The sequence below is a fragment of the Phaeobacter sp. JH20_02 genome (assembly GCF_048056915.1).
GTDB lineage: Bacteria > Pseudomonadota > Alphaproteobacteria > Rhodobacterales > Rhodobacteraceae > Phaeobacter > Phaeobacter bryozoorum.
Genome location: NZ_JAYMVP010000029.1, coordinates 143,910 through 162,194 on the forward strand (window position 1 = coordinate 143,910; position 18,285 = coordinate 162,194).

Annotated in this window: 18 protein-coding genes and 1 tRNA gene; 9 read left to right on the forward strand and 10 right to left on the reverse strand. The window is 61.3% G+C overall.

The window, feature by feature from the left end:
- Window positions 1-73 precede the first annotated feature (73 nt).
- The gene (locus tag VWY34_RS18900; protein WP_416545216.1) at window positions 74-2,254 is read left to right on the forward strand and encodes a heavy metal translocating P-type ATPase; all 2,181 of its coding nucleotides are present in this window, start codon (window positions 74-76) and stop codon (window positions 2,252-2,254) included.
- Between the two features lie 38 nt (window positions 2,255-2,292).
- Here the strand turns inward: VWY34_RS18900 and VWY34_RS18905 are convergent, their stop codons facing one another.
- A complete protein-coding gene (locus VWY34_RS18905; RefSeq protein WP_340546737.1) occupies window positions 2,293-2,487 on the reverse strand; it encodes a SlyX family protein in 195 nt (64 codons plus the stop codon).
- A 215-nt stretch (window positions 2,488-2,702) separates the two neighbouring features.
- Between VWY34_RS18905 and hisS the strand changes: the two genes are divergently transcribed.
- The 4 genes from hisS to VWY34_RS18925 all read left to right on the forward strand — a co-directional run bounded on the left by hisS (window position 2,703) and on the right by VWY34_RS18925 (window position 6,968).
- Entirely contained in the window at window positions 2,703-4,190 is a 1,488-nt protein-coding gene (gene hisS, locus VWY34_RS18910; protein WP_416545218.1) for a histidine--tRNA ligase, read from the forward strand.
- Window positions 4,191-4,193: 3 nt separating this feature from the next.
- Window positions 4,194-5,282: an ATP phosphoribosyltransferase regulatory subunit gene (locus tag VWY34_RS18915; protein WP_416545220.1), complete on the forward strand. Its 1,089-nt coding sequence runs from the start codon at window positions 4,194-4,196 to the stop codon at window positions 5,280-5,282.
- Window positions 5,279-5,971: an ATP phosphoribosyltransferase gene (hisG, locus tag VWY34_RS18920; RefSeq protein ID WP_340546740.1), complete on the forward strand. Its 693-nt coding sequence runs from the start codon at window positions 5,279-5,281 to the stop codon at window positions 5,969-5,971. The genes VWY34_RS18915 and hisG overlap by 4 nt, the downstream gene beginning before the upstream one ends.
- Before the next feature lie 334 nt (window positions 5,972-6,305).
- Window positions 6,306-6,968, forward strand: a complete 663-nt coding sequence (locus VWY34_RS18925) for a hypothetical protein (protein WP_416534599.1) — start codon at window positions 6,306-6,308, stop codon at window positions 6,966-6,968.
- 55 nt (window positions 6,969-7,023) lie between these two features.
- Here VWY34_RS18925 and VWY34_RS18930 read toward each other — a convergent pair.
- The 5 genes from VWY34_RS18930 to VWY34_RS18950 form a co-directional block, all read right to left on the reverse strand.
- A tRNA-Pro gene (locus VWY34_RS18930) sits at window positions 7,024-7,100 on the reverse strand.
- A gap of 43 nt (window positions 7,101-7,143) precedes the next feature.
- The gene (locus VWY34_RS18935) at window positions 7,144-8,100 is read right to left on the reverse strand and encodes a DMT family transporter (protein WP_416538229.1); all 957 of its coding nucleotides are present in this window, start codon (window positions 8,098-8,100) and stop codon (window positions 7,144-7,146) included.
- A 212-nt stretch (window positions 8,101-8,312) separates the two neighbouring features.
- A complete protein-coding gene (gene leuB / locus VWY34_RS18940) occupies window positions 8,313-9,416 on the reverse strand; it encodes a 3-isopropylmalate dehydrogenase (protein ID WP_416545222.1) in 1,104 nt (367 codons plus the stop codon).
- Window positions 9,417-9,554: 138 nt separating this feature from the next.
- The gene (locus tag VWY34_RS18945) at window positions 9,555-10,622 is read right to left on the reverse strand and encodes an endonuclease/exonuclease/phosphatase family protein (RefSeq protein WP_416545224.1); all 1,068 of its coding nucleotides are present in this window, start codon (window positions 10,620-10,622) and stop codon (window positions 9,555-9,557) included.
- The gene (locus tag VWY34_RS18950; RefSeq protein ID WP_340546745.1) at window positions 10,619-11,452 is read right to left on the reverse strand and encodes a hypothetical protein; all 834 of its coding nucleotides are present in this window, start codon (window positions 11,450-11,452) and stop codon (window positions 10,619-10,621) included. The genes VWY34_RS18945 and VWY34_RS18950 overlap by 4 nt, the downstream gene beginning before the upstream one ends.
- Window positions 11,453-11,833: 381 nt before the next feature.
- Between VWY34_RS18950 and VWY34_RS18955 the strand changes: the two genes are divergently transcribed.
- Window positions 11,834-12,808 carry a DUF2332 domain-containing protein gene (locus VWY34_RS18955; RefSeq protein WP_416545226.1) on the forward strand — a complete coding sequence of 325 codons (975 nt, stop codon included), beginning with the start codon at window positions 11,834-11,836 and terminating at the stop codon, window positions 12,806-12,808.
- 98 nt (window positions 12,809-12,906) lie between these two features.
- On the opposite strand, the gene leuD is transcribed toward VWY34_RS18955, so the two are convergent.
- The 3 genes from leuD to VWY34_RS18970 are packed head-to-tail and all read right to left on the reverse strand — an operon-like array spanning window position 12,907 to window position 15,082.
- Window positions 12,907-13,512: a 3-isopropylmalate dehydratase small subunit gene (gene leuD, locus VWY34_RS18960; protein WP_340546747.1), complete on the reverse strand. Its 606-nt coding sequence runs from the start codon at window positions 13,510-13,512 to the stop codon at window positions 12,907-12,909.
- A 12-nt stretch (window positions 13,513-13,524) separates the two neighbouring features.
- A complete protein-coding gene (leuC, locus tag VWY34_RS18965; protein ID WP_416534593.1) occupies window positions 13,525-14,928 on the reverse strand; it encodes a 3-isopropylmalate dehydratase large subunit in 1,404 nt (467 codons plus the stop codon).
- A 55-nt stretch (window positions 14,929-14,983) separates the two neighbouring features.
- Window positions 14,984-15,082 carry an isopropylmalate isomerase gene (locus VWY34_RS18970; protein WP_241770621.1) on the reverse strand — a complete coding sequence of 33 codons (99 nt, stop codon included), beginning with the start codon at window positions 15,080-15,082 and terminating at the stop codon, window positions 14,984-14,986.
- A 236-nt stretch (window positions 15,083-15,318) separates the two neighbouring features.
- Between VWY34_RS18970 and VWY34_RS18975 the strand changes: the two genes are divergently transcribed.
- From VWY34_RS18975 to rlmH, 3 genes are all read left to right on the forward strand, one after another.
- Complete coding sequence (locus tag VWY34_RS18975; RefSeq protein ID WP_340546749.1) at window positions 15,319-16,719, forward strand: mechanosensitive ion channel family protein; 1,401 nt, start codon at window positions 15,319-15,321, stop codon at window positions 16,717-16,719.
- A 214-nt stretch (window positions 16,720-16,933) separates the two neighbouring features.
- Window positions 16,934-17,302, forward strand: coding sequence for a ribosome silencing factor (gene rsfS, locus VWY34_RS18980; protein ID WP_340546750.1), 369 nt, complete (start codon window positions 16,934-16,936; stop codon window positions 17,300-17,302).
- 84 nt (window positions 17,303-17,386) lie between these two features.
- Window positions 17,387-17,857: a 23S rRNA (pseudouridine(1915)-N(3))-methyltransferase RlmH gene (gene rlmH, locus VWY34_RS18985; RefSeq protein ID WP_416545228.1), complete on the forward strand. Its 471-nt coding sequence runs from the start codon at window positions 17,387-17,389 to the stop codon at window positions 17,855-17,857.
- 46 nt (window positions 17,858-17,903) lie between these two features.
- Here the strand turns inward: rlmH and VWY34_RS18990 are convergent, their stop codons facing one another.
- A complete protein-coding gene (locus VWY34_RS18990) occupies window positions 17,904-18,272 on the reverse strand; it encodes a hypothetical protein (protein WP_416545230.1) in 369 nt (122 codons plus the stop codon).
- Window positions 18,273-18,285 lie beyond the last annotated feature (13 nt).

An 18,285-nucleotide genomic window follows, 5' to 3' on the forward strand; every position in this document is an offset into this window, starting at 1 on the left:
CTTGAAGCTCCAGCTGCTGTAGCAATTACATAAGCAGCCGACACGATGTGATGACAAAAAAGGTGACATTGGAATGGCTAGGGATGCGATTGAGCAGCTGGAGTGGCGGGTAACCGGAATGGACTGTGGGTCCTGCGCGACCAAGGTGCGTGGCGCGGTTGAGCGACTGCCGGGTGTCAGCGGCGTCGAGGTCGCCATGATGTCGGAGCGGCTGCGCCTGGAGCTTGATCCACGCCAAGGCTCGGTGATGGCTGTCGAGAAGGCGGTGCGCGGGCTGGGGTTTGGTGTCACGGCAAGCAGCACTGCACCAGCTGGCACCTCTGCGCCCTGCTGTTGCGGCGTACAGCACGCCGATGCCGCCGATGCAGTGGCCCCGCCTTGGTATCACAGTGCCAAGGGGCAATTACTGCTGGTGACGGGGCTGCTGCTGGCGCTGGCCTGGAGCATTAAGCTGCTGGCATCGCCTACGGTTGGTCTCTGGGCGTTCATGCTGGCGACCCTGATCGGAGTGGCTCCTGTGGCGCGGCGTGCCTTTGCGATGCTGCGGGCGGGGATGCCCTTTACCATTGAAATGCTGATGTCGATCGCAGCGATTGGCGCCCTGTTTATCGGTGCTGCCGAAGAGGCAGCACTGGTGGTGTTTCTCTTTGCCGTGGGTGAGATACTCGAAGGCCTGGCTGCCAACAAGGCGCGGGATGGTATCCGGGCGCTTGCGGATTTGGTGCCAAAGACGGCGCTGCTTGAAGGTGGTGACACCCTGGAGGAGATCGCCGCAGATCGCCTGCGGGAGGGGCAGATTGTCGTGGTGCGCCCAGGTGACCGCGTGCCTGCGGATGGCGAAGTGATCAACGGTATCTCGGGCGTCGACGAAAGTCCGGTGACGGGCGAGAGCGTGCCCAGCCTCAAGGAACCGGGATCCGAAGTCTTTGCCGGATCAATCAACACCCAGGCGGTGCTGCGGGTGCGGGTGACCCGCTCCGCAGCCAACAACACCATTTCGCGGATTATCCGGCTGGTGGAAGAGGCAGAAAGCGCTCGTGCGCCGACAGAGCGTTTCATCGACCGCTTCAGCCGGATCTATATGCCGATCATCGTGGGTATCGCGCTGCTGGTCGCATTGGTGCCGCCGCTGGTCTTCGCGATGGATTGGGACACATGGATCTACCGCGCCCTTGCCCTGTTGTTGATCGGGTGTCCCTGTGCCCTGGTGATCAGCGTACCCGCTGCCATCGCTTCGGCGCTGTCGTCCGGTGCGCGCCATGGGCTGCTTCTGAAAGGGGGCGCAGTGATCGAGGCCGCCGCCCGCACCACCGATGTTGCATTCGACAAGACAGGCACGCTGACCTGTGGGCGACCTCAGGTCACCGATATCGTTGTGGTTCAGGGCAGTGAGGGCAGCGTTCTGCAACTCGCCGCAGCGGTCGAGCGGGAGTCGAGCCACCCTCTGGCCGAGGCGATCTATGCTCGGGCTGTCGAAGCCGGGGTAGATATTCCGTCGGTGCAGGAAGCCCACGCGGTGCCGGGGAAGGGGGCCTCTGCCAAGCTCGGGTCGGTTGTCATCACCGTCGGATCGCCGCGCTTTGCCGCAGAAACAGGTGTGATGGCGCAGGCTTCCATGGTGCAGGCTGCCGAGCTTGAAGCCGAGGGGAAAACCGTTGTCGCCCTGTTCAGCGACGAGGTTCTATATGGATTGATCGCGCTCAGGGACGAGCCGCGCGAAGATGCGGTGGAAGCGATGCGCGCGCTCCGACAGATGGGGATCACCGCAACGATGCTGACAGGGGACAATGCCCGCACGGCAGCCGCCATCGCCGGCCAGCTGGGGATTGATCACCGTGCAGAGCTGATGCCGCAGGACAAGGTAGCGGCCCTGCAAGAGCTGACACAGCGTGGTCAGGTCATGATGGTCGGCGATGGCATCAATGATGCGCCCGCGCTTGCGACAGCGCAGGTTGGTGTCGCAATGGGGTCTGGCACCGATGTGGCCCTTGAGACCGCAGATGCCGCGATCTTGCGCAACCGGGTCAGCGATGTGATCGGCATTATCCGCCTGTCGCGCGCCACTTTGACGAATATTCGCCAGAACGTTGCCGTGGCACTGGGGCTGAAAGGCGTGTTTCTCGCGACATCGGTTCTGGGGATCACGGGCCTGTGGATCGCGATTCTGGCCGACACTGGCGCCACGGTCCTGGTGACGCTTAATGCGCTGCGGCTGCTGTCTTTCAGACCCTCGCCAACGTCGAAGGAGCGCTAAGCACAGGCGTGGGCGACAGGCGCCGACTGAGGGAGAGATTAATAATGCGGAGGACGTTCGTCGCCAATGACAACCCCGCCGCCACCGTCCTGCTCGCGTGAAGCTTCCCGCTGAAACAGCATGGCGACACGATGGGTCAGCCGGTCAATCTCGGATTGCTGCCGGTTGACCACATCGCTCAGCTCATCGACGGTGCGCGTCAGGTGGGCGATCTGTTCTTCGAGATGTTGCATCGGTTTCTCCCTTCGGGTCTGCCGCTGTCATAGGGGCAGTTGCGTGCAGGGTCCATGCTCGGTTGTGCCAACGCCGCCGCTTTGGGTTGCATGGAGATCAGGCAACAACGGCACGGCCATAGGGCCTGCGCGCTCTGCCGCCTTGCTGTTGGGCCGCCCTTGGGCTAGACCGCCGGGCGAGTATCTGACCCATTTGACACCCCGAGGAGGCCAAGATGGCCAAAGTCAAGAAACAGCCCCGCCCCAAGGCGATCACGCCGAAGGGCTTCCGTGACTATTTCGGCGAAGAGGTGAGCCAGCGCAGCGAGATGTTGCGGGCCATTGCGGGTGTCTATCATCATTACGGGTTTGATGCGCTGGAGTCTTCGGCGGTGGAAACAGTCGAGGCACTGGGCAAGTTTCTGCCCGATGTTGACCGCCCGAATGAGGGTGTCTTTGCCTGGCAGGAATATGACGAAAGCGGCAACGGCGACTGGATGGCGCTGCGCTACGACCTGACCGCTCCGCTGGCACGGGTCTATGCCCAGCACCGCAATGATCTGCCGACGCCTTACCGCCGCTATGCGATGGGGCCGGTCTGGCGCAACGAGAAACCGGGTCCGGGCCGCTATCGCCAGTTCTACCAGTGCGACGCGGATACCGTTGGAACCGCCTCCATGGCCGCCGATGCCGAGATCTGCGCGATGTTGTCCGACACGCTGGAAACCGTCGGCATTCCGCGCGGTGACTATCTGGTGCGGGTGAATAACCGCAAGGTGTTGAATGGCGTGCTTGAGGCGATGGGCCTTGAGGCGGGCGATGCCAAACGTGACGACGTGCTGCGCACCATCGACAAATTCGACAAGGTGGGCGAGGCTGGTGTCCGCGAGCTGCTGACCAAGGGGCGTCTTGATGCCTCCGGCGCCTTCATTGACGGGGTTGGCCTGTCGGATGACCAAGCGGCGCCGGTGCTGGCGTTCCTGAGCTCCAAGGGCGCTGACGCCGCCAAGACCCTTGCCAACCTGCGCGCCGCCATTGGGGGTAGTGCGATTGGCGCGGAGGGGGTCGCCGAGCTGGAGCAGATCGGCGATCTGCTGGCCGCTGGTGGGTATGGCGCCGACCGCATCGATATCGACCCTTCGGTCGTGCGGGGCCTCGGCTATTATACCGGCCCGGTTTACGAGGCCGAACTCACCTTCGAGATTCTGGATGAGAAGGGCCGTAAACGGCAGTTCGGCTCGGTTTCGGGCGGTGGGCGTTACGACGATCTGGTGAAGCGCTTCACGGGTCAGGAAGTCCCGGCGACCGGCGTCTCCATCGGTGTTGACCGGCTCTTGGCCGCGCTGCGCGAGAAAGGCCGGATCGAGGCAAAGACCACCGGCCCCGTTGTGGTGACGGTGATGGATAAGGCGCGTATGGCGGATTACCAGACCATGGTGGCCGAGCTGCGCAATGCAGGCATCCGGGCTGAGGTCTATCTTGGCAATCCCAAGAACTTCGGCAATCAGCTGAAATACGCGGACAAGCGGAACTCGCCCATAGCGGTGATCGAAGGCGGTGAGGAAAAAGATCGCGGTGTGGTGCAGATCAAGGATTTGATCCTCGGCGCGCAGATTGCCGAGAACGCCACCCTCGAAGAGTGGAAAGAGCGTCCGAGCCAGTTTGAGGTGCCACGCGGTGATCTGGTCGCCAAGGTGCGCGAAATCCTTGCAGGGCAGGGCTGAACGATGGGTGATCGTCTGAGCGCTCTGTCGCTGGCCGCGCGGCTGCGCATGAGTTTCGAGGCCGCCGGGGCAAGGGTGGTCGAGCCGCCGTTTCTACAGCCTGCCGAAACGCTGCTGGACCTATATGGCGAGGACATTCGCGCCCGTGCCTATGTGACCTCCGATGCGCTGCGCGGGGAACAGATGCTGCGCCCCGATTTCACCGTGCCGGTGGTGCAGATGCACATGAGCCATGGCGCCGAACCGGCGCGTTACACCTATGCGGGCGATGTGTTCCGCCGTCAGGAACATGACGAGGATCGCGCCAATGAATATCTTCAGGTTGGCTATGAGGTCTTCGAACGCAACGATGCCGCCGGTTCTGATGCTGAAGTTTTTGCGCTGATTGCGCTCCAGCTTCGTGATTTGCCGGTGCGTGCGGCTACCGGAGATATCGGTATCCTGATGGCTGCGGTGGAGGGGCTCAACACCACCAGGCTGCGCAAGGCTGCGCTCATGCGCCACATCTGGCGGCCGCGCCGGTTCCGGGCGATGCTTGACCAGTTTGCTGGCCGCGTGCCTGTCGCCGAAAGCCGTCGCAAGCTGTTGTCGACCGAAGGCGTTCTGACCGGGCAAGTGCCTGCGATTGGCAAACGCCGCTCGGCGGAGGTGGATGCGCGCGTCGATGCATTGCGTGCGGATGCAGCCGCCCCGCCGATTGCAGAGAACGAGCTGGCCGCGCTTGAGGCGCTGATGGCGGTGCGGGAGACTATCCCCTATGCCTCGGAACAGCTGCGCGATATCGCCGTGGATCTGCCAGCGATCAACCCGGCGCTTGACCGGCTGGACGCCCGGACAGCCGCGATGAAAGCCCGAGGCATCGATGTGGACAGCCTTGACTTCGAAGCCTCCTACGGGCGGACATCAATGGAGTATTACGATGGTTTCGTGTTCGGGTTTTACGCCGACGCGCGACCCGATCTGCCGGTGATTGCCAGCGGCGGTCGCTATGACGCGCTGACACGGCAGCTGGGGCAGGGAGCAGAGATCCCCGCCGTCGGCGGCGTCGTTCGTCCTGATCTGATGCTGCTCTTGGAAGGGGCACAATCATGAGCCTGAAGCTTGGTGTGCCGTCCAAGGGACGGCTGATGGAAAAGACCTTCGAATGGTTTGCCAAACGCGGCATCATCCTGTCGCGTACCGGGTCAGATCGTGAATATGCCGGTGCGGTTGATGGGATCGACGGCATCGATCTGGTGCTGCTGTCTGCCGGTGAGATGCCGCGCGAACTCGCAGCGGGGCGGATTCACCTGGGCGTCACCGGTACTGATCTGGTGCAGGAAAAACTACCGCTCTGGGAACAGCAGGTTGAAGAGATTGCAGGCCTCGGCTTTGGTCACGCTGACCTGATCCTTGCTGTGCCGCAGATCTGGGTGGATGTTGAGACCATCGACGATCTGGACGCGGTCGCAGCGGCGTTTCGGGCCAAACACGGCCATCGGTTGCGGATCGCCACGAAATACCATCGCCTGGTACGGGAATTCCTGATGGATGCCGGTGTCGCGGACTATCAGCTGGTTGATAGCCAGGGCGCGACCGAAGGGACCGTCAAGAACGAGACCGCCGAAATGGTCGCAGATATCACATCAACGGGGGAGACCCTGCGGGCAAACCATCTGAAGCTGATGTCCGACGGGCTGATCCTGCGGTCGCAGGCAACACTTTGGCGCAGCCGCGTGGCGAAATACAGCGCTGGTGAAAAAGCGTCTCTGAGCGAGCTTCTGAAACGTCTGCACGGTTGATTGCGGCACGCCAACGTCGGCGGGCCTATCGGGCGGGTTAGAGCCACATGTCTGCACATGCCTTCGAGAGGCCGCCCGCGCACCCCGTGGCGGCCTCTCTGTTCTTTTGTGGTGGGGGTTCGGTTAGGATCGTTTACCGGCGGCGCGACGGCTTGCGCGCCATTGGATCACGCAGATGTGCATCTCCCGCGAGCGGCGCCGCCAACCGCTCATTTGAAAATCTTCTGTCGGCCTCTACCTGAATACCTTGGGCACGGGGGGCGAGGGCCTGTTTGCGTGATCTCAGTATTGTGCATCTCGCCTCTCTTGGTCCGATCAACAGGGAGAGACCGATATGATATCAACCAAAGCCGCTGCCAAAGCGGCACTCACCGCTATTCCGCTGCTATTAGCTGCCAGCCCGGCGGCACTCGCCCAGGACACAAGCATGAGCTTCTTCGTGACCAGCGTCGGTTCGGGAAAAGGCGGCGATCTGGGTGGGCTTGAGGGTGCCGACGCCCATTGCACCAATCTCGCCGAGGCGGCAGGCGTCACTGGCAAAACTTGGCGCGCCTATCTCAGTACCCAGGAAGAGGGCAAGCGTGGTATCTCTGCACGTGACCGGATCGGAAGCGGCCCCTGGCATAACGCCAAAGGGGTGCAGATTGCCGCCAACCTTGATGAGCTGCACCTCAATCCGAATATCGTCAAATCCACAGGGCTGGATGAAAACGGCAATCTGGTGAACGGGCGTGGTGACAAGCCAAATGTTCATGACCTGCTGACAGGGACCATGGCTGACGGCACGGCCTATTTCCCGTGGATGGAAGGCGACAAAACTTGCAGCAACTGGACCAGCTCCGGCGAGGGCAGTGCAACGGTTGGGCATCATGACCGGCATGGTGGCGGCAATACATCTTGGAATGCGGCGCATGACTCGCGCGGCTGCTCGATGGAGGCGCTTGCGATGACCGGAGGAGCCGGCCTCTTTATGTGTTTTGCGACAAACGGCGGCTGACCTGTTCAGACCAAGCCCGAAAAACATAAAAGGCGCCCCAGGGCGCCTTTATATTTGGTCGGAGCGAGAGGATTCGAACCTCCGGCCCCTGCCTCCCGAAGACAGTGCTCTACCAGGCTGAGCTACGCTCCGACCGTGGCGCGGAATTACACGGCAGCGGCTGGATATGCAAGCCCTATTCCGCCGGTTTCTCCGGGCTTTGCCGTTTCAGCATGAGCGACACATTGGTGCCGCCAGCCGTGTATCCACGGGTCCGGGTGCGCAGGACCGGGGTGTTATGCGAACGCCCGCCAAACGCTTCGCGCAACACGATGAAAATGCCGCTGGCAATAATTATCGCGGCACCGACCAGTGTCATCAGGTCGACCTTTTCATTGAACAGAACCACGCTGAATATCGTTGCCCAGATGATCTGTGAATATTGCATGGGGGCGACAATCGCCGCCTCGCCAATGGTATAGGCGCTGACCGTCAGCAGGGTCGCGCAAAACCCGAACAGAGCGACGACCGCGATCCCGCTGAAGGTCACGCCATCCATGGGGACGTAGACCAGCGGCAGAGCCAGGCCCATAACCGCAAAGGTCATCAGCATCGGGTAGATCATCAATACCACCCGGCGTTCGTCGGCGCTGATTTTACGCAGTACAACCGATTGGAAGGCCGCACAGAGTGCGGCGAAGAGCGCCGCCGCATGACCGAGGCCAAAGCTGGTCGCACCGGGGCGCAAAACCACCATTACGCCGATGAACCCGACCACAACGGCCGCCAGCCGTGGCAAGCCGACACGTTCGCCCAGAATCGGGATCGACAGCAGTGTAATCAGAAGCGGCGTGGCAAATAGCAGGGCATAGGTCTCGGCGAGCGGCAGCTCTGAAAACGCATAAAAGGCGCTGGCCGGAATCACCGCCATCGTCGCCGACCGTGCCGTCATCCACCAGGGGTGGACCGGTCGCAGGTGGCCTTGGGTTGCATCCTTGACCAGCATCAGTACCAGCAGCGGAAATGACAGAAGACTGCTGAAGAACACCAGCTGAATCGGCGACACATCTGCGCCAAGCACCTTTACCACCACGTCGTGGGTTGAAAATATCGCATAGGCCAAAAGAGCAAGCAGGGCGGCTTTTATGTTCATGGGACAATCCGACTAAGCGCAACAGGGCGGGGGAGCTTTTGCACTATAGCGCTAACATTATCAGGAAAATACTAAAACCCGTTCGCGCGCATGGAGCCGCACGCTCTTGGTTCGCCGGCCTCCTGCACCGCGGATATGAAGGTCCGGCGAGGGCTGGCTACGGTGCTGCGAGGGCCCGATATGGCCCTCGCGCTGATCAATGGATCGAAACCTTACAGGCTCGCGTCGAGGGCGCCGATGATCGCATCGCCCATGTCCGAGGTGCTGATCGGCGATACGCCTTCTTCGCCCAGCAGGTCGGCGGTGCGGTGGCCATCAGCGAGAACTTTTTCGACCGCCGCTTCAAGACGATCAGCCTCGGCGCCCTGATCAAAGCTGTAGCGCAGCGTCATGGCAAAGCTGAGGATACAGGCGATCGGGTTGGCCTTGCCCTGGCCCGCGATATCCGGGGCGGAGCCATGAACCGGCTCATAAAGCGCTTTTGGACGGCCATTGGCCATCGGTGCGCCAAGGGACGCAGAGGGCAACATGCCCAGGCTGCCGGTCAGCATAGCAGCACAGTCGGACAGGATGTCACCGAACAGGTTATCGGTCAGGATCACGTCAAACTGCTTGGGTGCGCGCACCAGCTGCATGGCGCCATTATCGGCATACATGTGGGACAGCTCGACCTCGGGATAGTCCGCAGCAACGCGGGTCACCACCTCGCGCCACAGGATGCCGGATTCCATCACGTTGGCTTTTTCCATCGAGCAGAGTTTCTTGTTCCGGCGCATCGCCAGTTCGAACGCAGAGCGGGCGGCGCGCTCGATCTCCGACTCCGTATAGCGCTGGGTATTGATGCCGACGCGCTCGTTGCCCTCTTCGAAGATGCCGCGCGGCTCGCCGAAATAGACGCCGGAGGTCAGTTCGCGCACGATCATGATATCGAGACCCGCGACGATATCCTTCTTCAGAGAGGAGAAATCCGCCAGCGCGTCAAAGCACTGCGCCGGGCGCAGGTTGGAGTAGAGATCCATCTCCTTGCGCAGGCGCAGCAGCCCACGCTCCGGCTTCACAGAGAAGTCGAGATCGTCGTATTTCGGGCCACCCACGGCGCCCAGCAGGACAGCGTCGACCTCTTGCGCCTTTGCCATGGTCTCATCCGCCAGCGGTTTGCCGTGCACGTCATAGGCGGCACCACCGACCAGATCCTCGCTCACATCGAACTGTAGATCGCGCTTTTCGCCATACCAGGTAATGACCTTGCGGACCTCGGCCATGACTTCGGGGCCGATCCCGTCGCCGGGCAGAATCAGAATCGATGGGTTGGACATAGGGATACTCCTTGAAAGCTTGCAGCCGGGGGTAACGGCACATCGCCCGTGGGTCAATGTTCCGGGCGCATATAGCGCGCCATCGCTTTGTTTTTATGGCTGAGAGGGCGGTTCCTGCGCCATCTTGTTGCCGTGACCTTAGTTCTGGATTTGCAAATCTGTCCAGACCAGAGCGTGACGGCTGGCAGGGCGCTCAGAACCGCTATAGCGATCCGCGATGTCTTCGGCCCATATCAGTCCCGAGGCGACGACCTGCGCAGACTGTGACGGGAGGATGTAGTCTACGCGCATACGGCGGGATCTGCCCCAGTTTACGGTTTCCGCGCCTCCGGTCTGATCCACCGGGCGCGGGTCCTGTAGCCTTGGGTCGCGGAGCAGATCTGCAATGGCCTGCCGATAGCCAGCCCCCCGGTCGGGATCAAGGTTCGCACCGCCAGCGATAACCCAGGGTTCGGCGGGAACGGGGCCAAGCCGGCCATCCAGCAATACCTGCCAGAGCCGGATCTCATCCCGGTTGCGCAACGCGTTACGACCCTCAGGGCCGTCAAACAGCGGCGGTGTCGCCTGAAAGGTCAGGACAGACAGTTCAGAACCATCGGGCAACAGGATCGGGACGATCCAATGGCCGGTGCTTGGCAGGCGCTGGATCGCTAGCGCCTGTGGGCTGGGAAACGGACGACCATCGGGGTGGGCAGGAAGGATGGCTCCGGGAAGATCCCACCACAGCAGATCGGAGAGATCGCGCGCCTTGGCATGCAGGATCGGAAACCGCGACAGCAACGCAAGCCCGCCCTGTCCGGTGAACCGGCCATAGCCCTGCGCATCCCGGGCGGTCGAAGGCTCCCCGTCTCCGTCCATGTCCAGCCCGGTGTGCAACCCGCTATTGGGACGTGGGGCATAGATGTGATCATAGCGGGGCAGGCGTTTGTCCAGCTGATCGCGCAGCTCGGCGATGGCGTGACCATCGTGATCCCAATCAATGCCCTGCAACAGCAGGATATCAGCCTCTGCCGCACTTAGGCTGTCCAGAATGGCGGTGATTTGTGGATCTTCGCCGCGGCGTAGATCGCGCAGCAATAAACCCGGCCCCTTGCGCGACAGCTCGGTGTTGAAACTGGCGATACGGATCAGTGGCTTGACCTGGGGCTGGGCATGACAAATCAGCGGAAAGAGGGCGGCCAGCAGCAGGGTGGCCAGCGCTCTCATGCGGTCTGCAACGCCTCGGAACTGGCGTAAGCGGCGCGGCGCTTCTGTGCGATCAGGTCGGAGACGCGCAGCATGGCAAGACCGCGCATCACCATGGAGGCAGGCACAAACGCCCAGGCGGCGACGACCCAGACCAGCGTCTGCGGGGCGGACAAAAGACCGGGATCGACCAGGCCCGAGGCCAGTTTCACAACGGCCGGAAGCGCAAAGGGAAAAAGCACCCCGCCAACAATATTGATGCGCGCATCCCGTTGCAGTCGTTCGACCACATCGCCGCCGGTTGTCGGGTCGAAGAGCGGCAGATTTGTCCAGACGTTGAAGGGCCCATTACCGAGCGGCCAGTCATAAAGCCGGATCGCCAAAGCAAAACCAGTGATCGCAAGCAGTGCAACGATATAGGTCAGCGCTGCCGCTGCCATCACCCGGGTCACCAGTTCAGGCTCCACATGCGCTGGCATCATCAACCCGATAAGCTGGACGGGGGAAAAGGCAAAATCCAGCGTAGTTCCTAACCAGGACGCCAGCCCATGCACCAGCGACGTCAGGGCTGTTGCCTCGATCGGGTGGCGCGCCAGCAGACTGACCAGAATGACAATCAGCGCCAAGGCGATAAACCGCATTCGGTTCAGCGGCGGGGCTTCGCGAAACTCGACGAAACTGGGGTAGCTTGAGAAATATTCGGCAAAAGTCAGCGCCGCTGCGAGGATCGCAAGAAGGGCAATCACCTCCGGTGATCTGGTTGCCGTATCCGGCAACAACAGCGATGGCATTGCGATCAGCAATGCAACAAAGATGCCGCGGATGGCCGCGCCTGTAATCCGTGCAATCACGCTTCGATCCCTTCAAACTGGACTGGCCGGTGCATTGCCGTGCCGTTGTTCCAACTTGATGCTCGGAGTCGTTTCTTGGTGAAACGTTGTTGCCGAGCGCTGCCTCATTTCTGCCTTATTTCTGCCTGTCAGCGGGAATTTGCTCAAGTTTGATGACGTGATTTGGGATCCTTCCGTGTACTTTGGGTTGCAGACTGGTGCCGGTTTGCATCAGTTGCATATCTTGAGTTGCAATGAAAACAATGGCTTATCGACTTCTTCACAAGATATTGTGGAATGTCAGCCGTAAAGGGCTAGCAGAATCGTTTCACGGGACGAGGGGACGCAGCTCAGTCCAGTCAGCGCACTGACAACCGCCGCACCGATCTGACCGGGGGAGCCATGACCAGCGAGATTGCCGCACGTTACACCAGATTCGCGCAGGTGGAGGCGGCAGGTCGGTCGCTGATTTACGAACGGCTTGCATTGCAGGTGGCCCGCTCTCCGCGCTGTCTGGCGTTCCTGTCAGCGCTCCCTGCGGATCGCCAGCAACCGAATCTGCTGTTCGCGGCACTGCGTTCGGTTACAGGCGATATCCCATGCGATGACCGGCTGGATAGGGCAATCCACGAGCAGGGGGATGATATCGCAGCCGTGATGCTGTGCCGGACAACCCAGACGAACGAGCCGGGACGCGGTGCGGTCCTGTTGCCCGTATTGGCCCAGATCACGGGACCGATTGCCCTGATTGAGGTCGGAGCATCCGCAGGGCTTTGTCTGTTGCCGGACTACTATGGCTATGATTGGGAACGTTATCAGCTGCCGCCGTCGCAGCAAATCGGGGTTCGTGCCCCTGTGATGATCTGCAATGCGTCACCCGGTACACCTTTGCCGCGGGCGCATCCCGAAATCATCTGGCGCGCGGGGCTGGATCTGAACCCGCTTGATGTCAATTGCGAGGCGGATGTCCGCTGGCTCGAATACCTGATATGGCCCGAACATCAGTCGCGCCTCGACAGGCTGCGCGCCGCTATCGTCGTTGCCAGGAAGGCTCCTCCGTCGATTGTCGCCGGGGATCTGACCCAGGATCTGCCTGCTCTAATTGCCAAGGCACCTTCCGAGGCGACGGTTGTCGTCTTTCATACAGCGGTGGTGACTTATGTTGCCGATCAGGGCCAGCGCGACGCCTTCGCGGAAATGATGTTGAACAGCGGGGCGATCTGGATCAGCAACGAGGGTACGCGGGTCTTCCCGCAGTTTGCGGACCGGGCGGGACCGGTGCGGGACAATATGTTTCTGCTGACGCAGAATGGCCATCCGCTGGCCTGGACCGGCCCGCATGGCCAGGTGATCGAGTGGCTGCCAGAAAATCGTTGAAACCTCGAGTCTGCCGATTTTCGCCCGCGATCCGCCTCATGGAAAAAGCCGCCCATGCGGGGCGGCTTTTCTGTGCATAGTCGGTTTGAACCGTCGGGTCAGACCCAGGGGCGCTCCTGCGCGGCCTTGTCTTCAAAGCTGGCGATGGACGCGGATTTTTCCAAGGTCAGGCCGATATCATCCAGCCCGTTCAGCAGACAGTGCTTGCGGTGACCGTCGACTTCAAATGCGACGACTTCGCCGTCGGAGGTGGTGATTTCCTGTGCTTCCAGATCCACGGTCATACGGGCATTCTCACCCTTCTCCGCGTCCTTCATCAGCAGATCAACCTGCTCCTGCGGCAATACGATGGGCAGGATCCCGTTTTTGAAGCAGTTGTTGTAGAAGATGTCCGCAAAGGAGGTCGAGATCACGCATTTGATACCGAAATCCTTGATCGCCCAGGGCGCATGTTCGCGCGAGGAACCACATCCAAAGTTGTCGCCTGCAACCAGAATCTCGGCGTTGCGATACTGCGGCTTGTTCAGCACGAAATCCGCAATCTCAGACCCATCGCGATTGTAGCGCATCTCATCGAACAGATTCTTGCCAAACCCGGTGCGCTGAATGGACTTCAGAAACACCTTCGGGATGATCATGTCGGTGTCGATATTGACGAGCGGCATCGGTGCGGCGACGCCGGTGAGTTTTTGAAACTTATCCATTGGGCGTATTCCTTACATCAGCTCGCGAATATCGGTCAGCTTGCCGGTCAGCGCGGCAGCGGCAGCCATGGCAGGCGACACCAGATGGGTGCGGCCCTTGTAGCCCTGGCGCCCCTCGAAGTTGCGGTTCGAAGTGGCGGCGCAACGCTCGCCCTCGGACAGCTGATCGGGGTTCATCGCCAGACACATGGAACAACCCGCAAGGCGCCATTCAAACCCGGCCTCGGCAAAGATCTCGGCCAGGCCTTCCTCCTCGGCCTGAGCGCGGACCAGACCGGACCCCGGTACGATCATCGCACGCATGCCTTCCTTGATCTTCTTGCCCTTCACCACCTCGGCAACAGCGCGCAGATCTTCGATGCGGCCGTTGGTGCAGGAGCCGATGAACACGGTGTCGATTTCGATGTCAGTGAGCTTCTGGCCGGGGGTCAGCCCCATGTATTCGATCGAGCGGCGCGCGGCTTCAACCTTGCCGCCCTCGAAATCCTCGGGGTTCGGCACCACGCCGGTGATCGGCAGCACGTCCTCAGGGCTGGTGCCCCAGGTCACAACCGGCTCGATATCTTCGCCCTTCAGGGTGACGACCTTGTCGAAATGAGCGCCCTCGTCGGTGTAAAGCGTCTTCCACCAGTTCAGCGCCGCTTCCCACTGGGCGCCCTTCGGGGCGTGCGGGCGACCTTTGACATAGTCAAAGGTGGTCTCGTCCGGTGCGATGAGGCCTGCGCGAGCGCCGCCTTCGATTGCCATGTTGCAGACGGTCATGCGGCCTTCCATCGACAGGTCGCGGATCGCTTCACCGCAGTATTCGATGACATAGCCGGTGCCGCCGGCGGTGCCGGTCTCGCCGATCACCGCCAGGGTGATGTCCTTGGCAGTCACACCCGGCTTCAGCTTGCCGGTGATCTCCACCTTCATGTTCTTGGACTTTTTCTGGATCAGCGTCTGGGTGGCCAGCACATGCTCCACCTCGGAGGTGCCGATGCCATGTGCCAACGCGCCGAAGGCACCGTGGGTGGCGGTGTGGCTGTCGCCGCAGACCACGGTCATGCCGGGCAGGGTCCAACCCTGTTCCGGGCCAACGATATGCACGATGCCCTGGCGAATGTCATCCACCGGGTAGTAATGCACGCCGAATTCGCGGGCGTTCTTGTCGAGCGCCTCGACCTGGATGCGGCTTTCCTCGTTCTCGATGCCTTTGGCGCGGTCGAGCGTGGTCGGCACGTTGTGGTCCGGCACCGCGATGGTCTTCTCGGGCGCGTGCACCTTGCGACCCGCCATGCGCAGGCCTTCGAACGCCTGCGGGCTGGTCACTTCGTGAACCAGGTGGCGGTCGATATAGAGCAGGCAGGTGCCATCCTCTGCTTCATGCGCGACATGCGCATCCCAGATTTTATCGTAGAGCGTCTTGGGGGACATGAGTCCTCTCCCGTAGTTTTTGGAATGTAGCTGGCAAAAGGGCTTGGCGGCAGCCTTATAGCCGCGCCAGAACCGTGCGGGCGGCGCCAAAGAACCGTTCGCGCAGGCGCGCGCGGTCTTGCAGTTCGATATGATGGGCCAAAACGAGCGTCATGAGCGCTGGGATACCGCGCTACGCCACGGCAATCAAGATTCGTTCTGAGCGGTCAGCCCGTCATGACCGCGCCATTCGCCCGGCGCGCGTCGTGCCAATGGCGGTCAATGAAGCTACTGTCGCCGGGTGGGCGGACCTACCGCGTTGCAAAAACAACCAAATCTTTGACAGGCCTGGCCGCGACCCCTTGCTTTTGGCAGGTCTCTATCGGCATCCTGAGAAGCAGGAGGCGCGTCATGGAAGAACTGGAACTGCCAGCAACGGTGGTCACGCTTTGGGATCAGATCCTGCATGTCGTGGAGTTGGGGCTGACGCCCGGCTGGCGGCAGTATCAGATCGCCATCATCATATGTCTCTTCATCGTCGCCTATGTTCTGAGGCTCGTGACGCAGCCGGGCTGGGACCGCTGGGCCAGATCCAGAAGCGGCTGGCCCAAGTGGCGCTTGCGGGTTCTGGTGCAGGTACTGCGGCGCATCACCCTGATTTACTTCGTTATTCTTTGCTGGGGCACCTATGTCGTCATGCAGCAGATGACCTGGCCTTCGCGAAGTTACCTGATCGGTGTTGCGGCAACGCTGGGGGTGGCCTGGCTGATGATCGGGTTTCTGGCCCGATTCGTGCATAACCGGACATTGCGCCGTCTGGTGACATGGTCGCTGTGGATCTACGCCACGCTGGTCGCGCTCAACCTTGTCGATGACGTGGCGCAGTTCCTCGATGGGGTCGCGCTGGATATCGGGTCCATGCACCTGTCGTTGCTTGCGGTCCTGAAAGCCTGTGTTCTGGGGGCGGTGCTGCTGACGATGGCGCGGCTCGGGACGCAGGCCGCAGCCGGTGGCTTGCGCCGGAACGAGGATATCTCGCCGTCGATGCAGGTCCTGATGGGCAAGGCTGTGCAGGTTGTGCTCTATGGTTTGGCTTTGCTGTTCAGCATTCGCGCCATCGGATTCGATCTTACCGGGCTTGCAGTCCTGTCTGGCGCGATCGGTGTCGGTATCGGGTTCGGCCTGCAAAAAGTGGTGTCGAACCTGGTCTCGGGAATCATCATCCTGATGGACCGGTCGATCAAACCGGGTGATGTGATTTCGCTGGGCGAGACCTTTGGCTGGATCAATGCGCTTGGCGCCCGTTACGTATCCGTGGTGACCCGCGACGGGCGTGAATATCTGATCCCGAACGAGGATTTTATCACCAGCCAGGTGGTCAACTGGTCCCATTCGGACCGATTCGTACGGCTCGATCTGAATTTTGGCACCGGTTACAATGATGACCCGCATGAGGTGCGCCGCGTCGCCATCGAGGCCACAAAAACGGTGGGTCGGGTGCTCAGCGGTGGCAAGCGTGCCCCCGTCTGCCACATCGTCGGCTTTGGCGACAGCAGCGTGGATTACGTCCTGCGTTTCTGGATCAGCGATCCGACCGGCGGTCTGACGAATATTCGCGGCAATGTCTATCTGGCGCTCTGGGACGCCTTTAAAGGCGCCGGAATCTCCATACCTTTCCCACAACGGGAAGTGCGCGTCCTGAACGACGCACTGCCGGTCGCAATGCAGGATACGGAGGCACGGCGGGGCGGCGGCACAGTGGATGGTTCGGGGGCAGGCCCAGAAGCCGCCGCGCGGCCAATTCAGGACTGACATCACCCGGCCGCCCGACTATGCGTTTCGCGCTGCTTTCACGCCTGCACAAGACGCATAGCCGCCGACCATCAAGCTTCATTGAAAAACCGCTTGTAGCTTGCTACATTAACTCAACCCCAGCGCCGGGGGACCGGCGGCGCGCTACAAGGAGGACAATGTCCTGTCACCCGAACCTCAGGCGGCCCCAGATGCTGGTCGCGGAGTGGCCGTAATGGCTACCACATCACAGCCAACCAGCGACGAGCTGCTGGCGCGTGTTCTTTCCTCGCTGAATGACGACAAGGCCGAAGATGTTGTGCAGATCGACCTGCGCGGCAAAACGGCTATTGGCGACCATATGGTCATCGCCTCGGGTCGCTCGACCCGTCAGGTGGCGTCGATGGCTGAAAAGCTGGCCGACCGCCTGAAGCAAGACTATGGCATGGTCTGCAAGGTCGAAGGCAAGGACACCGGCGACTGGGTGCTGATCGATACCGGCGATATCATCGTCCATCTGTTCCGCCCGGAAGTGCGCGAATTCTATCAGCTCGAAAAAATGTGGTTGCCCGCAGGCACGTCACCAGCCCAGAGCGAGAACTGATCCAGCGACGGGATCCGGTTCCAAGAGATCGGTCCGCGCAGCTCGTCCTTTGCGTCTGGCGCGGACCCGTATCGAAAGTTCCTCATGCGACTCCATTTCTGTGTGGTCGGGCGCCTCAGGGCCAGCCCGGAAAAGCAGCTGATCGACGATTATATCGAGCGTTTTGACCGTACCGGTCGTGCGCTGGGTCTGGGTCCCTGCCGGATCGTCGAAGTTGAGGACAAGAAAAACGCAGCCATGGCCGCTGAGGCGGAACTGCTGCGCAAGGCAATCCCCAAGGGGGCTGTCATCTGCGTGTTGGACGAGCGTGGCAAGCTGCTCAGCTCGCCGGATTTCTCCAAACGTCTGTCTGATTGGCGCGATACCGGCCGTCAGGATGTTGCTTTTGTGATCGGCGGGGCGGACGGCATTGATCCGAGCCTGCGCGCCGAAGCCGATTTTTCAATTTCATTGGGCAAGATGGTCTGGCCGCATATGCTGGTGCGGGTGCTGCTGGCAGAACAGGTCTATCGTGCCGCAACCATACTGGCGGGCAGCCCCTATCACCGGGTTTAGCAGGCGCATCCCGTCTGGTGCGCAGGCACCGGCCACCGCGCGGTGTTCAGCATGAGGTGCAGGTCAGGCGGAGCGTATATGTTGTCTCAGCCCAGCCGTCGACATTGCAGCGCGCCTGAATGAGGACGCTGTCCAGCCCGTCTGGTATCGCCACACCGGCCAGTGATCTGGTGAATGGCTGTTCGTTGACATGCGGATGCGCCAGTTCCCTCAGGCCAAGCACATTCCCGTCTATATCGAGCACCCGCCAGCCGTCGGCATAGTGACCCCAGCCGGTATCGGGGTGGCGCAGGGTGACGCTGATGCGCCAGCTGCCAGCTGTCTGCTGCGCGACAGCATCAGTTATTTGCGGATCATCGGCCAGCGCCGCCGCAGGCAGGCTTACCGCCACGAGCAAGGCGAAGAGTTTTGTCATGGCGCGAGTATAG

Bases quoted from the DNA above. Each gene is read 5' to 3' on its own strand.
- VWY34_RS18955 (WP_416545226.1), top strand. From the start codon at position 11,834: ATGACCAGCGAGATTGCCGCACGTTACACCAGATTCGCGCAGGTGGAG.
- VWY34_RS18935 (WP_416538229.1), bottom strand. From the start codon at position 8,100: ATGAACATAAAAGCCGCCCTGCTTGCTCTTTTGGCCTATGCGATATTT.
- leuD (WP_340546747.1), bottom strand. From the start codon at position 13,512: ATGGATAAGTTTCAAAAACTCACCGGCGTCGCCGCACCGATGCCGCTC.
- leuB (WP_416545222.1), bottom strand. From the start codon at position 9,416: ATGTCCAACCCATCGATTCTGATTCTGCCCGGCGACGGGATCGGCCCC.
- VWY34_RS18900 (WP_416545216.1), top strand. From the start codon at position 74: ATGGCTAGGGATGCGATTGAGCAGCTGGAGTGGCGGGTAACCGGAATG.
- rsfS (WP_340546750.1), top strand. From the start codon at position 16,934: ATGGCTACCACATCACAGCCAACCAGCGACGAGCTGCTGGCGCGTGTT.
- VWY34_RS18945 (WP_416545224.1), bottom strand. From the start codon at position 10,622: ATGAGAGCGCTGGCCACCCTGCTGCTGGCCGCCCTCTTTCCGCTGATT.
- VWY34_RS18915 (WP_416545220.1), top strand. From the start codon at position 4,194: ATGGGTGATCGTCTGAGCGCTCTGTCGCTGGCCGCGCGGCTGCGCATG.
- VWY34_RS18905 (WP_340546737.1), bottom strand. From the start codon at position 2,487: ATGCAACATCTCGAAGAACAGATCGCCCACCTGACGCGCACCGTCGAT.
- hisG (WP_340546740.1), top strand. From the start codon at position 5,279: ATGAGCCTGAAGCTTGGTGTGCCGTCCAAGGGACGGCTGATGGAAAAG.
- leuC (WP_416534593.1), bottom strand. From the start codon at position 14,928: ATGTCCCCCAAGACGCTCTACGATAAAATCTGGGATGCGCATGTCGCG.
- VWY34_RS18990 (WP_416545230.1), bottom strand. From the start codon at position 18,272: ATGACAAAACTCTTCGCCTTGCTCGTGGCGGTAAGCCTGCCTGCGGCG.
- rlmH (WP_416545228.1), top strand. From the start codon at position 17,387: ATGCGACTCCATTTCTGTGTGGTCGGGCGCCTCAGGGCCAGCCCGGAA.
- VWY34_RS18970 (WP_241770621.1), bottom strand. From the start codon at position 15,082: ATGACGCTCGTTTTGGCCCATCATATCGAACTGCAAGACCGCGCGCGC.
- VWY34_RS18975 (WP_340546749.1), top strand. From the start codon at position 15,319: ATGGAAGAACTGGAACTGCCAGCAACGGTGGTCACGCTTTGGGATCAG.
- hisS (WP_416545218.1), top strand. From the start codon at position 2,703: ATGGCCAAAGTCAAGAAACAGCCCCGCCCCAAGGCGATCACGCCGAAG.
- VWY34_RS18925 (WP_416534599.1), top strand. From the start codon at position 6,306: ATGATATCAACCAAAGCCGCTGCCAAAGCGGCACTCACCGCTATTCCG.